The following is a 14,499-nucleotide window of genomic DNA, read 5'->3' as shown; positions in this document are numbered from 1 at the left end:
AGTATACCTTATGATTTCTTTCCTTGTTTAGTAAAAAAACGCTCTCCGTCAGTCCGAGACCATAGAAAATAGGGAATAAAACGCATATTAACGGATTATTCCGATGAAGCATCCATATTATGAGGAATTCGTTACAGTGCGAAGACAGCCGGGCAAAACGGCCGGGGCTGTGTTTCTGGCGATATGTGTCTATTATACAATGCTGACGACAGGGAGAGGGCGGCTGCACGCTTTGCGTATGGCGCGTTGTCGGTATGTTCTGATAATGCTCTCTAGCGGCATATTTAAAATAAACGGGGATTTTTTCTGATGCGTTTTTCAACGAAAATACTGGGCTGTACTTTGGCGATATCGCTGGCGCTGGCGCCGTTTGGGGCCATGGCCTGGGAAAAAGATAAGACGTACGCCATCACCATACTGCACACCAACGATCATCACGGCCATTTTTGGCACAACGAACACGGCGAATATGGGCTGGCCGCGCAGAAAACGCTGGTTGATCAAATTCGTCAGGAGGTTGCCGCCAAAGGCGGAAGCTTACTGTTGCTTTCCGGCGGGGATATTAATACCGGCGTTCCCGAGTCGGATTTACAGGATGCCGAACCCGATTTCCGCGGCATGAATATGGTGGGTTACGATGCGATGGCGCTGGGTAATCATGAATTCGATAATCCGCTCAGCGTGCTGAGACAGCAGGAAAAATGGGCGCATTTTCCCCTGCTGTCGGCCAATATTTATCAAAAAAGCACCAGTAAACGCTTATTTAAGCCCTATGCGCTGTTTGATAAACAAGGCGTCAAAATCGCCGTTATCGGCCTGACCACCGATGACACGGCCAAATTGGGCAATCCCGAATATTTCACCGATATCGAATTTCGTCAGCCCGCCGCGGAAGTGAAGCAGGTCGTCGAGGCGTTGCGCGGCAATGAAAAGCCCGACGTCATCATTGCCGCAACCCATATGGGGCACTATGACGACGGCAAGCACGGTTCGAACGCGCCGGGCGATGTGGAAATGGCGCGCAGCCTGCCGGCGGGTTATCTGGATATGATCGTCGGCGGCCATTCGCAGGATCCGGTCTGTATGGCCGGCGAGAATAAAAAACAGGTGGACTATGTGCCGGGTACGCCATGCGCGCCCGATCGCCAGAACGGTATCTGGATCGTTCAGGCCCATGAGTGGGGAAAATATGTCGGCCGGGCGGATTTCACCTTCCGCAACGGAGAACTGACGCTGCGGCATTATCAGCTGATCCCGGTCAACCTGAAGAAAAAAGTCGCCGCTGAGGACGGTAAAACAGAGCGGGTTTTCTATACGCATGAAATCAAACAAGATTCGTCGGTACTGAAAATGTTGACGCCGTTCCAGGAAAAAGGGCAGGCGCAGCTGGATGTGAAAGTGGGGAGCGTCGAGGGAAAACTGGATGGCGATCGCAATCAGGTCCGTTTCCACCAGACCAATCTGGCGCGGGTGCTGCTGACCGCCCAGCGTGAGCGCGCCAATGCGGATTTTGCCGTTATGAGCGGCGGCGGCATCCGTGATTCCATTGAATCCGGTGATATCACCTATAAAAGCGTGCTGCAAGTGCAGCCGTTTGCCAACACGCTGGTCTATGTGGATTTGACCGGCAGCGAGGTCGAAAAATACCTGGCCGTGGTGGCGAATAAAGAGGTGGACTCCGGCGCCTATGCGCAATTCCTTAACGTCAGCCTGACGGCGGACGGCAAAGGCGTGCGGGATATTAAAATCAACGGCGAGCCATTGCGGGCGGATAAGGTCTACCGCATGTCGACGTTGAATTTTAACGCCATGGGCGGCGACGGATATCCGCGCATTGATAACCTGCCCAGCTATGTCAATACCGGCTTTATCGATGCGGAGGTGCTGAAACAGTACATCGAGAAGCATTCCCCGCTGGATGCCGCCGCGTTCCAACCCAAGGGCGAGATTGTCTATAAATAGCCGTTGGTCTGAGACTGCGTAAAGCGCAGTCTCAGATTGCTGACGAATCGCGGAGAATGTCTTTCTGGCGGGGAGTAACTTATTGATTTTTTATTTTAGTTTTTTGGGTGGGATTAAATACAATAATTTCTGTAGAACTTTAATATTCTGGGGTGAGTAAAGTCCGATAGGCCAAAACCATCAAGTACGCGCTGAAAAGTGGCTTCGGACATGTCTGCTCTCGGTATTAGCTCGCCACTCTGTTGTCGAGAAATGACATTTGGAACTTTCCAAATAATTGCATCTGTATAATAAATGTAACTATCATGTCGAATAAAATCATGATCCCCAGACCGCAAAATGCATGCAGGATCATGATAAGCTGGCGGCGGATATATCGTGGTTATATTGACAACCAAGATACAATCACACCCATTTATCGCATAATAAACAGGATCATTACAAATGACATGAAGATGGTTAGACCCACCAACAGGGGCCAATATGGTGCCCTTTCTGTATGGTAGGTATTGAGTCATGATAATTGATGGCTAAATTCTTGAACGGCATTGCGTTCGCGCATTCTTTCGATTAGTGCGTTAGCTTCTGCTTCTGTTTTTCCTCCTGCCATAAAAATATCTTTTGGGCTAATCGGAACGGAAGAACCATGCGGATTTTGCCATTCTGCACACATCTTGTGAGTAAGATCGCACAATTCAAAACGCTTGTACCCACCAAACTCTGAAAATACCTTATCCAATATTCTCAAGTCGGCCTTACTCAATTCATCAAATGCCTCATCGTCATCCAGACCGCGAACTTGTTTCTTGATTGATACCTCGTAATCCTTTTCCCCCGCAATCCATTCGCTCCATGGCGATTCATCTTGCGGACTTCCTGATTTTAACAGGTCATAGGTTTTCGAGAGCACAGGCCCATTATCCATGGACACTGCGCGATCGCCAGTCATAGAGTCGCCGTATGTCAGCATGTATTCTCGATCGGCCAAGTACAACAATTTCATGAGTTTGATGTATGCCATGCGTCCGCCGCGCTTGAGCAGCAGGTAACCAGCCATTTGAGCGGTTTTATTTTCGCTGAACATATTCATTCAACCTCCAAAACAATAACCAAAAAGGTAATTGTGTATACATTATGAGTACTAGCCATGCCGTAGTCAATTAACCCGCAGCGCGACGGGCTTTACATAAAACCCTATAAAACCAATCATCGTCAGACTTCCATGTCTTCTGTAGTCGATCTTTAACTTTTCGTTGCCGAGCGTGATTTCGGCGCCCTCTGTTAACTGTATTTATATACAGTATTCTATTATAAGAGACAAGAAACGGTTTCTGCAATAAAGTATTTACAATCATTTATGATTCAATGAATTGCGAATTTATCAACCCGGCTTAAGCCATTTTTCGGCGCGGCCAGAAGCTGTACAGCAGCAGCGCGACGGCGAATGTCGCCGGCGCGGAAAACGATTGCAGCGCCGCGCCGCCGTGCATCAGCGCGATGCCCGCGGCTACGCTTACAAACCAGGCGCAGAGCCCGCGCGGGCTGAAGGTCTGTTCGGTATGCTGCTGCGGCGTCCGACCGGCGAAAAAAATATGCCCCAGCGCCACGCCGACCCATGCCACCACGAATACGCCCTGATAAGCCAGCGCCTGGAGGATGTAGGCGAAAATATCCGCCAGCATCAACAGATACACCACCGCGCCGACGATGCACGCCCAGACGATCTTACGAGCGCGGATGCGCAGCAAGCGGTCGAAAAACACCTGCATATTCACCGTCGCCAGATAATAATTGGCGGTGTTGATGCGCGTCTGGCTGATCCAGACAAACAGCAATCCCCATAGCCCCAACAGGTTCAGGATCGCCACCACTACCGCGACTTCGCTCACCTCGCCCTGCGGTTCAAAGCTGCTGACCAGATAAATACCGGCCACGCCGTTCAGCAGGAAGGTGATCAGATAGAACGGCATGCCGAAGTTGAATTGCGCATGATAATTGATGTCTTGCTGTTTACCGAAGCGGGCATAGTCGAAGGTATACATCATCAGGATCCATACCCCCATATAGTAGGTGAAGCAGTTCCACCAGCCGTAAGCCGGCGGCGACTCCGGTCCGAAATCCAGCCATTGCGGCTGATAGCCGTAGTGGTTGATCGCCACCAGCACGGTTAGCAGCAGGCCCGCCAGATAGAAGGGCAGCAAAACGCCGTTAAACTTGTCCAGCCAGTGCTGTACGCTGCCGAAAATCAGCGGCACGCTGTATAGCACCACGATCAGCGCCGCCCAGTAATAGGCCAACTGGGGGAAGAGATGATGGATGGCATAGGCGATGACCGCCCCTTCAAACACTGCGTAGTAGATGGCGGTGGAGAAGAAAATCAGCGTGGCCAGCGCCGAACCAAGACGTCCGAACAGCAGATTGGAAAATAGCGCCACCGATAAACCGCTGCGAATGGCGAAACGGCTAATCGCCCCGTTTACCAGCCCGTAGCTGATTATCGACAGGACCATGCCGATAATGGCGTTTTTCGCGCCATAGCTCAGCGCCAGAGACGCCCCGACCACGATATAGAAAATGGCGCTGCAAACGGCCCACCAGGCCATCGTCAGGGAAAATTTCCCCATCCGCTCCGCATCGCTGACCGCTTCGGCGGCCGTGACGTTCTGCGAACCTTCAATTTGAGATAAATCAGCCATCGTAAACCTCCGGAAAGCAGGCGATGCCTTGCCGGACGGCAGAGGCGGCCTGATTGCGATCGTCGATATCAAGGGCGGGCACTTCTATCGTCCCGGCATAGCCAAAACCGACGGGAGAGACGTCCGGCCCGTGTGGGTTTAGTGCACCAACAAATGTTCCAGCCGCGCCAGGCGCTGACGATAGCGCCGTCGCGCCTCCAGCGCGTCTTCCAGCGAGACCGGCTCAAAACGTACGCGGTAATTGGGCTGTAGCTGGCCGACAAGATCCAAATCGGCGGCGATCACCGTGCCCAGCGTCATATAACCGCCGCCGGAAACCGCATCGCGCAGCAGGACAATCGGCTCCAGTCCGCCGGGCACCTGCACCGAGCCAATCGGATAGCAGGCATCGACGATATTGGACGGGTCCGATCCCGCGCCAAACGGCGGGGTACGCGGCTGGAAGGCCAGCGGACTTCCGCCTTTCAGCCGATAGCCGATACGGTCCGCTTCGGTTCCCACCGACCAGTCATCGGCAAAAAACTGCGCCGTTGCTTGCGAGGTGAGGCGATGGATATACAAACCGGGCACCATGCGCAGCGAGACTTCCTTGCCGAGCGCCGGCAGACAATCCGCGGGGACGGCGGTTCCCGCTTTGGCTTTGCCGACGGGCGCGCCTACGGGAAGCACGTCATTCGCCGCCAGGCGGCGCCCCTGATGCCCGCCCAGCGCGCCCAGGGTATAAGTGGAACGGCTTCCCAGCGCCAGGGGCACCTCGATACCGCCGGCGACGGCCAGATAGCTGCGGCAACCCGCGGCGGCGTAACCAAAACGCAGTATCTGTCCCGCCTTGACGCTAAAGGCGGTATGCATGGGCATCTCCGCGCCGTCCAGCCGCGGTTGCATGCTCGCCCCGCACAGGGCCACCAGCCCGGCATCGCTAAACTCCAGTTCCGGCCCCAGCAGCGTGATTTCCAGCACCGCGGCGGATGCGGGATTTCCCACCAGCAGATTCGCCATACGCAGCGAATACTGATCGAGCCCGCCGGAAGGCGGAATGCCGAGATGGTAATAGCCTTCGCGTCCCGTATCCTGCACGGAGGTCGCCAGCCCGGGTTTAAGGACCTTAATCTGCATACAGCACCTCCTGGAGATATTTTTTATAGCCGGCGGGGTCGGCGGCGAATTTATCCGCTTCGAAGGTTACGGGCCGGATGCGCAGGCCGAAGGTGCCGGCCTCGACCGCCTGTATCGCCTCGTCATAGCGCTGCCGGTCGATGGGCTTGAACTGCACGATGTCCCCGGCGCGAAAAAACACCAGCGATTCGCGTAAATAGTCCAACTGCTGCTGCGGGTCGTAAATGGGGGCGGGGGTGACGCCGAATAACTGATAGCCGCCGGCGCCGCGTACCGAATAAATACAGCCGAAGCAGCCGCCGTGCCCCAGCGACAGGCGCGGCGTATCGGTGCGCGGGCGCAGATATTTGGGCACCTGAAGCTGTTTTTCCCGTTCGACCATCTGAAACATAAACGGCAGACCGGCGACGAACCCGACCATCGACACAAACCACGGCGTGGCGCTGTGGGCCTCGATAAACCCGGCGATATCCTGATAACCATTGATGCTGGCGGCGTACTCCAGATCGGTGGCGTCGGGATCCTGATGGCGATCGCGAAAACGCATTAGCGTGTCATGCGTCCAGGGATCGTTGTACAACACCGGAATTTCAATAATGCGCGTTTCGAGCCGGTTAACCGTTTGCGCCTGACTTTCCTCCTGTTGCACCGCCTCCAGCAGCGTCTGCGGCGCAACCACATCCGGATTGAAACGGATCTGAAAAGAGGCGTTGGCCAGGCAAATATCCAGAACGCCGGGGATCGCCCGCCGCTCGATGGCGCGGGTAATCGCCAGCCCGCGAAAAAACGCGGACAGCGACATGGCCTGATCAATTTCGGCGAAAAGATGCTCGTCGCCGCCAAAGCTGTAACGAATTGCGGTGTTATCCATCTCAGGCCTCCCGGGAAAGCGGCGTCTTGGCCGACGCGCGTTCCGTTAACCACGCTTCCAGCGCGTTAGTGTCGAACCGTCCGGCCTGCAGGCGCGGATCGGCTATCAGCCACTGATGCAGCGACTGGGTGGTGGCGATCCCCGTCAGGCGCAGCTGGCGTAGCGCCAGATCCGCGCGCGCCAGCATTTGCCGGCGATCGCCGCCGTGAATCACCAGCTTCGCCAGCAGGGAATCGTAGTAGGGCGGGATGCGGTAACCGCTGAACAGGTGGCTGTCGATACGGACCCCATCCCCCTGCGGCCAGACCAGCTTTTCCACCACGCCGGGGCAGGGGAAAAAATTGCGCTCAGGATCCTCGGCGTTGATGCGCAACTCGCAGGCGTTGCCGCTGAGAGTAATATCCTGCTGACGCAGGCTGAGTTTTTCGCCCTGCGCGATGCGCAGCATCCATTGCACCAGGTCGATTCCGGTGACCATCTCGGTCACCGGATGCTCCACCTGAATACGGGTATTCATTTCAATGAAATAGAACTCGCCGCTCTCCTCATCAAACAGGTATTCCAGCGTTCCCGCCCCGCGATACCCCAGCTGCCGCGCCAGCTGCAGGGCGCTATGGCAAATGGCCTGGCGCTGAGCGGGGGAGAGCGCCGGCGAGGGCGCCTCTTCAAATATTTTCTGGCGCCGCCGCTGTAATGAGCACTCCCGCTCATACAGATGCACAACCCGTTCGCCGTCGCCGAGTATCTGCACCTCAATGTGCCGCGCATGCTGAATAAAACGTTCCAGATAGACGTCGCCGCAGCCGAATGCGGCGTTGGACTCGCTGCGGGCGATGGGGAAATCACGCGCCAGCTCCGCCGCATCGGCGGCAATACGGATGCCCCGGCCGCCGCCGCCGGCCGCCGCTTTAATCAGCAGCGGATAACCGATCTCTTGCGCGCAGCGCAGCGCTTCATCGATGTCGCTCAGCGCGGCGGCGGAGCCGGGCACCACCGGAACGCCGGCCGCCTGCGCGGTGCGCCTGGCGACGGCTTTGTCTCCCATCATGCGGATGGTGTGCGGCGCGGGGCCGACGAACAGCAGCCCGGCCTGTTCAACCGCCTGGGCGAAGTCGGCGTTTTCCGACAGGAAGCCATATCCCGGATGAATGGCGTTGGCGCCGCAGCGGCGGGCGCCCTCAAGCAGCGCATCGCTATTCAGATAGCTTTGATCGGCGCGGGCCGGGCCGAGAATACAGACTTCATCGGCCAGGCGGGCGGGCAGAGAATCCGCGTCCGCTTCGCTGCATGCCGCCACGGTAGGGATCCCCAGGCTCTTAGCCGCGTGGATAATACGTACCGCTATTTCACCACGATTGGCGATAAGTAATTTGGTTATCGGTATTTTCATCTCCCCTCCGCAGACAAACGTTATTGTGGTATTTATGTATTCGTTTTTATGATGGCTATTACCTGCCCTGGTTCGACCGCCTCGCCGTTGCCGACGTTAAACGACATTAATTGCCCGGCCTGCTCTGCATAAACTTCACTGAATTGCTTCATGACCTCAATTAATCCAATGACGGTATTTTCAGTAACAATATCTTTTTCCTGGATAAAAACGGCTGCATCCGGCGCGGGCTGCCGATAAAAAATACCGGGTAAAGGGGAACGCACCTCATATTCTTTCATCTCAGCTCTCCTTATATTATTAAGATGTGGGATAAGAAATTATTCTGGCCGGCGATTTAACATTAATACCGGCGTCATTAAGCCGTTCGCGCGTGCTCTTGATTAATGCCAGCGCCCCTGGGGTATCGCTGTGAATACAGACTGAATCAAACGCCACGGGAATATCGTCGCCTTCAACGGTACGCACTTTCCCTTCCCGGCAGGCGCGTAATACTTTCTGCGCCACCTGCTCGGGATCGAGCGGATTGACCCGGCGCACAAAGACGATCGATCCGCTGCGGTCATACTCTCTGTCGCCATAAAGCTCGCAAATAACAGGATGTTGTAGGTTTTTAGCCTCCTGCCACAGCGCGGAGCCGTGCAGGCAGTACAGCAATAAATCGGGAGACAGCGCATGGAGCGTGGCCGCGAATAGCCGCGCGGCGGCCCGATCCCGCGCCAGGTGCATATACAGCGCGCCGTGCGGTTTTATATGCTGTAGCGGCATCTGGTGCAGGCCGGCGAATTCGCGTAACGCACCTAATTGATAAATAATGTCATTAGTCAGCTCCTGCGGCGTAATATTAATATTACGTCGCCCGAAACCCACCAAATCACGAAATCCGGGATGGACGCCAATCGCTACGCCATGATATTTCGCCAATTCAATCGTCTGGCTTATGGTATTGGGATCGCCGGCGTGAAAACCGGCGGCAATATTGGCGGAACTTATATAAGGCATAATTTCTTTATCGACATTATCGCCTATTACCCAGGGGCCGAAATTCTCACCCATATCGGAATTCAGATCGATTTCGTGTTTCATAACTATTTCTTATTTGTGATGGCTTTGTTTAAAAATAATATAGAGTGAATATTTTCCATTCGGAAAGACGTATTTTCAGATGGTTGAATATCTGAAAAACAGAACGCAGCAACAATAAGAGAAAGATATGATCACACTACGTCAGGTTCGGTATTTCGTGGCGACCGCCGAGATGGGGCAAATATCCCAGGCGGCCATCCATTTGAATATTTCACAGTCGGCGGTGACCGCGGCGATCCAGGAACTGGAAAATATGCTGGGGAAACCGCTGTTTCTGCGCTCGGTCCACGGTATGACGCTGACCGAAAACGGCAGCTACTTTCTTAATCATGCCTATTCCATTCTGCGCAGCGTCGATGACGCCATGATGGTGCCGCTCACGGATAATCGCACCAAAGGGGCGCTGAATATGGCGGCCAGCTACACGGTAATGGGGTACTTTTTGCCGTTTCATCTGCAGCGCCTGGCCTACGGCTTTCCGCAGGTCACCATCAATCTGAATGAACGGGAACGCAGCGACATCGAGCAGGGGCTGATCGACCGCTCCCTGGATATCTCGCTGGTGTTGACCGCCAATCTCACTCACCCGGAAATCACCGCGGAAAAGTTGTTTAACTCCGAGCGGCGTCTATGGTTGCCCAGCCGCCACCCGCTGTGTGAAAAACCGCAGGTGAGTCTGGCCGATGTGGCGCAAGAGCCCTTTATCATGCTGACGGTGGATGAGGCGGATCACAGCGCCATGCGCTATTGGGAGCTGAGCGGATACCGTCCGCGCATTATGCTGCGCACCAGTTCGGTGGAAGCGGTGCGCAGCATGGTGGCGAATGGGCTGGGCGTGGCGATTTTATCCGATCTGGTTTACCGGCCGTGGTCGCTGGAAGGACGGCGTATCGAAACCCGTTCCCTGCAAGATGTCGTGCATCCGATGAGCGTCGGGCTGGCTTGGCATCGTGACGCCGTATTCACCCCGCCGATGCAGGCTATTCGCGAATATTTCCGCAGCGCCTTTCTGACGCCGCAGCTTAACGTGTCACGGCGCTGAGCGCCCGGCGCTTTTTTCTCCAACCGCTCACCGGGCGATTCCAACCGCTTAGCTCGCTATTTTACCGGCTGGTGAAATCCTCCCCTCGCACGCGCGTGCGATAACGTAATGTGCTGCAACCTGACCATTTCCATTTATCCGAATGCAATGTGCGACGGCTGAATCTGACGATCGACGCCAGCGCACCATTTTTTTAATAAACATCAAATTCAAACGATTACGACTTTTTAATTTTAATGAAGGATGTCTTATGAAGAGCAGTACCTTTCTTAAACACATCCCCTGGGTGATCCTCGGGATCATCGGGGCGGCTTGTCTGGGCGTGGTTGCGCTACGCCGCGGCGAGCATGTCAGCGCGTTATGGATTATCGTCGCTTCCGTCGCCGTCTATCTGGTGGCCTACCGCTACTACAGCCTGTATATCGCCGAGAAAGTGATGCGGCTGGACCCCACCAGGGCGACGCCGGCGGTGGTGAATAACGACGGCCTCAACTACGTTCCGACCAACCGCAACGTGCTGTTCGGGCACCACTTCGCGGCCATCGCCGGCGCGGGTCCGCTGGTCGGTCCGGTTCTGGCGGCGCAGGTCGGCTATCTGCCGGGCACGCTGTGGCTGCTGGGCGGCGTAGTGCTGGCCGGCGCGGTGCAGGACTTTATGGTGCTGTTCCTGTCTACCCGGCGCAACGGCGCGTCGCTGGGGGAAATGGTCAAGAAAGAGCTGGGGCCGGTGCCGGGCACCATCGCCCTGTTCGGCTGTTTCCTGATCATGATTATTATTCTGGCCGTTCTGGCGCTGATCGTGGTGAAAGCCCTGGCGGAAAGCCCGTGGGGCGTGTTTACCGTGTGCTCCACGGTGCCGATCGCGCTGTTTATGGGCATCTATATGCGCTTTATCCGCCCCGGCCGCGTGGGCGAGGTATCGGTGATCGGTATCGTGCTGCTGGTGCTGTCCATCTGGTTCGGCGGCGTGGTGGCCCATGACCCGTACTGGGGACCGGCGCTGACCTTTAAAGACACCACCATCACCTTTACGCTGATCGGCTATGCGTTTATTTCCGCGCTGCTGCCGGTATGGCTGATCCTGGCGCCGCGCGACTATCTGGCAACCTTCCTGAAAATCGGGGTGATCGTCGGTCTGGCCATCGGTATCGTAATCCTTAATCCGGATCTGAAAATGCCGGCGGTAACGCAGTTTATCGACGGCACTGGTCCGGTATGGAAGGGCACGCTGTTCCCGTTCCTGTTTATCACCATTGCCTGCGGCGCGGTTTCCGGCTTCCACGCGCTGATCGCCTCCGGCACCACGCCGAAACTGCTGGCTAACGAAAACGACGCCCGTTTCATCGGCTACGGCGCGATGCTGATGGAGTCCTTCGTTGCGGTCATGGCGCTGGTGGCGGCCTCTATCATCGAACCGGGTCTGTACTTCGCGATGAACACCCCGCCGGCGGCGCTGGGCATTACCATGCCGGATCTGCACCGTCTGGGCACGGCGGATGCGCCGATGATCCTGGCGCAGCTGCAGGATGTCTCCGCGCACGCGGCGGCGGCGGTCAGCTCCTGGGGCTTCGTGATTTCTCCCGAGCAGATCCTGCAAACGGCGAAAGATATCGGCGAGCCTTCCGTTCTCAACCGTGCCGGCGGCGCGCCGACGCTGGCGGTGGGTATTGCGCACGTATTTCACCAGATCATTCCGGGCGCCGACATGGGCTTCTGGTATCACTTCGGTATTCTGTTTGAGGCGTTGTTCATTCTGACCGCGCTGGATGCGGGCACCCGCGCCGGACGCTTTATGCTGCAGGATCTGCTGGGCAACTTCGTGCCGTTCCTGAAGAAAACCGACTCGCTGATCGCCGGCATGATCGGCACCGCCGGCTGCGTCGGGCTGTGGGGCTACCTGCTGTATCAGGGCGTGGTGGATCCGCTGGGCGGCGTGAAGAGCCTGTGGCCGCTGTTCGGCATCTCCAACCAGATGCTGGCCGCCGTGGCGCTGGTGCTGGGCACCGTTATCCTGATCAAGATGAAGCGCGCGCAGTACGTTTGGGTGACGCTGCTGCCGGCCGTCTGGCTGCTGATCTGCACCACCTGGGCGCTGGGTCTGAAACTGTTCAGCGACAACCCGCAGTTGGAAGGCTTCTTCTATATGGCCAACATGTTTAAAGGCAAGATTGCCGAAGGCGGCGCCGACCTGAGCGCGCAGCAGATTGCCAACATGAACCATATCGTGACCAACAACTACACCAACGCCGGTCTGAGCATCCTGTTCCTGATCGTGGTCTACAGCATCATCGCGTATGGCATCAAAGCGGGGCTGGCTGCCCGCAAGAACCCCGAGCGCTCCGACCAGGAAACGCCTTATGTTCCGGTTCCGGAAGGCGGCGTGAAACTCTCTTCCGGCCACTAAGCCGGCGATATCGCCCGTCGGATTTCGCGAGGTCGCCAACACGACCGAGTAATGAAAGATGACGGGTATAAATACCCCGTATAATATATAAATGTTATGCGGGGTATTTTTTATAAAGCGGCCGATGGCCCGGAGGTAATTTATGTTCGGTAATCTGGGAAAGGCGGGCAAATATTTAGGCCAGGCGGCGCGTATGCTGGTTGGTATGCCAGACTACGATACCTATGTGACGCATATGCAGACCAATCATCCGGATAAGCCGATGATGACTTACGAAGAATTTTTCCGCGAGCGCCAGCAGGCGCGCTACGGCGGAGATGGCAAAGGCGGGATGCGCTGCTGTTAACCAATCGGAATCCGTTATGACTCAACCACTTTACGTCACCATTCTGACCGGCTTTCTCGGCGCCGGTAAAACCACCTTGTTGCGCCATATTCTCAATGCCGATCACGGTTACAAAATCGCCGTGATTGAAAACGAGTTCGGCGAAGTGCCGATCGATAACGCGCTGATCGGCGAGCGGGCCAGCCAGATCACCACGCTGAGCAACGGCTGTATCTGCTGTACGCAATCCAATGAGCTGGAGGATGCGCTGCTTGATCTTTTGGACGGCGTGGATAACGGCGCGCTGGATTTCGATCATCTGATTATCGAATGCACCGGCATGGCCGATCCGGGGCCGGTGGCGCAGACATTTTTCTCCCATGAGGTGATTTGCCAGCGCTTTGTGCTGGATGGGATTATCACCCTGGTGGATGCGGTGCACGCCGGGCAGCAGCTCGATCAATTCACTATCGCCCAGGCGCAGATTGGCTACGCCGACCGTATTCTGCTGACCAAAACCGATATCGCCGGCGAAGACGACGCCCTGATTCAGCGCCTGCAGCGCATCAATGCCCGGGCGCCGCTTTATCCGGCGGTAAACAGGGAAATCGACCTCAGACTGTTATTCAATATCGAAGGCTTTATGCTTAACGACCGGCTGGCGCTGAATACGCCGGTCTTCCGCTTTATCGCCCCGGCGCAAAACAGCGTTCAGTCCATCGCGATTTCTTTCTCTACCCCGGTAGAGCTCGGCGCGGTGTCCGATCTGATGGAAAGTTTTCTGGTGAACTACGCCGATAATCTATTGCGTTACAAAGGCATTCTGGCGATTAAGGACGACTCGCGCCGTCTGCTGTTTCAGGGAGTGCAGCGGCTGTACAGCGCCGACTGGGATCGCGAGTGGCGCGCGGACGAAGCCAGAGAAAGCGTATTGGTGTTTATCGGCCGGGATCTGCCCGAGCAGGAAATCCGCGAGGGGTTCGCCCGGCTGACGGCGCACTTATTGTCGGACTCTTTTTAGCGGCGGGTGGTGCGCCCGCCGCCGTTATGCCCGCGAGTCCCCGCCTGCGCGAGGAGGCATCTCAAACTACAATCATCCATCCTGTTTGGCGATATCCGCAAAGGTCGCTTGCAGCAGGGCGGCCAGATCGTTTGCCGCCAGTTCGATATCCAGTCCGCGCTTGCCGCCGGAAATAAAAATGGTGTCGAACCCTTGCGCGGCGGCGTCAATCACCGTCGGCAGACGTTTTTTCTGCCCCAGCGGGCTGATGCCTCCCACCAGATAGCCGGTTACCCGCTGAGCAATGGCGGGATCGGCCATATCGGCTTTTTTGGCCGCCAGGGCGCGCGCCACTTTCTTTAAATCCAGCATTCCGGCGACCGGGGTCACCGCCACGGCAAGATTCCTGGCGTCGCCGTTCAGCGCCACCAGCAGCGTTTTGTAAACCTGTTGTTTATTCAGCCCCAGCTTTTGGGCCGCTTCCTCGCCGAAATTGGTTTCATCGCTGTCGTGATGGTAGCTGTGTAACCGAAAGGCGACGTTGTTTTTCTCAAGCAGTTTGATTGCGGGTGTCATGATTCAAATATCCTTACGGGCGCGATACCCG

Annotated in this window: 13 protein-coding genes; 5 read left to right on the top strand and 8 right to left on the bottom strand. The window is 56.2% G+C overall.

Annotation, left to right across the window (positions count from 1 at the left end):
• Positions 1–309: 309 nt before the first annotated feature.
• Positions 310–1,962: a bifunctional UDP-sugar hydrolase/5'-nucleotidase UshA gene (gene ushA, locus MFP24_RS09465; RefSeq protein WP_249230045.1), complete on the top strand. Its 1,653-nt coding sequence runs from the start codon at positions 310–312 to the stop codon at positions 1,960–1,962.
• A gap of 514 nt (positions 1,963–2,476) precedes the next feature.
• On the opposite strand, the gene MFP24_RS09460 is transcribed toward ushA, so the two are convergent.
• From MFP24_RS09460 to MFP24_RS09430, 7 genes are all read right to left on the bottom strand, one after another.
• A complete protein-coding gene (locus tag MFP24_RS09460; RefSeq protein ID WP_249230046.1) occupies positions 2,477–3,052 on the bottom strand; it encodes a Panacea domain-containing protein in 576 nt (191 codons plus the stop codon).
• 301 nt (positions 3,053–3,353) lie between these two features.
• Positions 3,354–4,658 carry a purine-cytosine permease family protein gene (locus MFP24_RS09455; protein WP_249230047.1) on the bottom strand — a complete coding sequence of 435 codons (1,305 nt, stop codon included), beginning with the start codon at positions 4,656–4,658 and terminating at the stop codon, positions 3,354–3,356.
• Between the two features lie 138 nt (positions 4,659–4,796).
• Complete coding sequence (locus MFP24_RS09450; RefSeq protein WP_249230048.1) at positions 4,797–5,774, bottom strand: 5-oxoprolinase subunit C family protein; 978 nt, start codon at positions 5,772–5,774, stop codon at positions 4,797–4,799.
• Positions 5,764–6,645: a 5-oxoprolinase subunit B family protein gene (locus MFP24_RS09445; RefSeq protein ID WP_249230049.1), complete on the bottom strand. Its 882-nt coding sequence runs from the start codon at positions 6,643–6,645 to the stop codon at positions 5,764–5,766. The genes MFP24_RS09450 and MFP24_RS09445 overlap by 11 nt, the downstream gene beginning before the upstream one ends.
• 1 nt (position 6,646) lies before the next feature.
• Positions 6,647–8,035, bottom strand: coding sequence for an acetyl-CoA carboxylase biotin carboxylase subunit (locus MFP24_RS09440; protein WP_249230050.1), 1,389 nt, complete (start codon positions 8,033–8,035; stop codon positions 6,647–6,649).
• Positions 8,036–8,067: 32 nt separating this feature from the next.
• Positions 8,068–8,316: an acetyl-CoA carboxylase gene (locus MFP24_RS09435; protein ID WP_249230051.1), complete on the bottom strand. Its 249-nt coding sequence runs from the start codon at positions 8,314–8,316 to the stop codon at positions 8,068–8,070.
• 19 nt (positions 8,317–8,335) lie between these two features.
• Positions 8,336–9,121 (bottom strand): 5-oxoprolinase subunit PxpA, encoded by a 786-nt coding sequence (locus MFP24_RS09430; RefSeq protein WP_249230052.1) that lies wholly within the window; start codon positions 9,119–9,121, stop codon positions 8,336–8,338.
• A 127-nt stretch (positions 9,122–9,248) separates the two neighbouring features.
• Here MFP24_RS09430 and MFP24_RS09425 point away from each other — a divergent pair, with 127 nt between their 5' ends.
• The 4 genes from MFP24_RS09425 to yjiA all read left to right on the top strand — a co-directional run bounded on the left by MFP24_RS09425 (position 9,249) and on the right by yjiA (position 13,913).
• Positions 9,249–10,163 (top strand): LysR family transcriptional regulator, encoded by a 915-nt coding sequence (locus MFP24_RS09425; protein WP_249230053.1) that lies wholly within the window; start codon positions 9,249–9,251, stop codon positions 10,161–10,163.
• Between the two features lie 250 nt (positions 10,164–10,413).
• Positions 10,414–12,567 carry a carbon starvation CstA family protein gene (locus MFP24_RS09420; protein WP_249230054.1) on the top strand — a complete coding sequence of 718 codons (2,154 nt, stop codon included), beginning with the start codon at positions 10,414–10,416 and terminating at the stop codon, positions 12,565–12,567.
• A gap of 142 nt (positions 12,568–12,709) precedes the next feature.
• Entirely contained in the window at positions 12,710–12,913 is a 204-nt protein-coding gene (locus tag MFP24_RS09415; RefSeq protein ID WP_009113967.1) for a YbdD/YjiX family protein, read from the top strand.
• Between the two features lie 16 nt (positions 12,914–12,929).
• A complete protein-coding gene (gene yjiA, locus MFP24_RS09410) occupies positions 12,930–13,913 on the top strand; it encodes a GTPase (RefSeq protein ID WP_249230055.1) in 984 nt (327 codons plus the stop codon).
• Positions 13,914–13,985: 72 nt separating this feature from the next.
• On the opposite strand, the gene ybaK is transcribed toward yjiA, so the two are convergent.
• Complete coding sequence (ybaK, locus tag MFP24_RS09405) at positions 13,986–14,468, bottom strand: Cys-tRNA(Pro)/Cys-tRNA(Cys) deacylase YbaK (RefSeq protein ID WP_249230056.1); 483 nt, start codon at positions 14,466–14,468, stop codon at positions 13,986–13,988.
• Positions 14,469–14,499: the final 31 nt, after the last annotated feature.

The sequence above is a fragment of the Brenneria tiliae genome (assembly GCF_023347575.1).
Taxonomy (GTDB): domain Bacteria; phylum Pseudomonadota; class Gammaproteobacteria; order Enterobacterales; family Enterobacteriaceae; genus Brenneria; species Brenneria corticis.
Note: the sequence above shows the minus strand (reverse complement) of the source record. Positions and strands in the feature narration are given on the sequence as shown.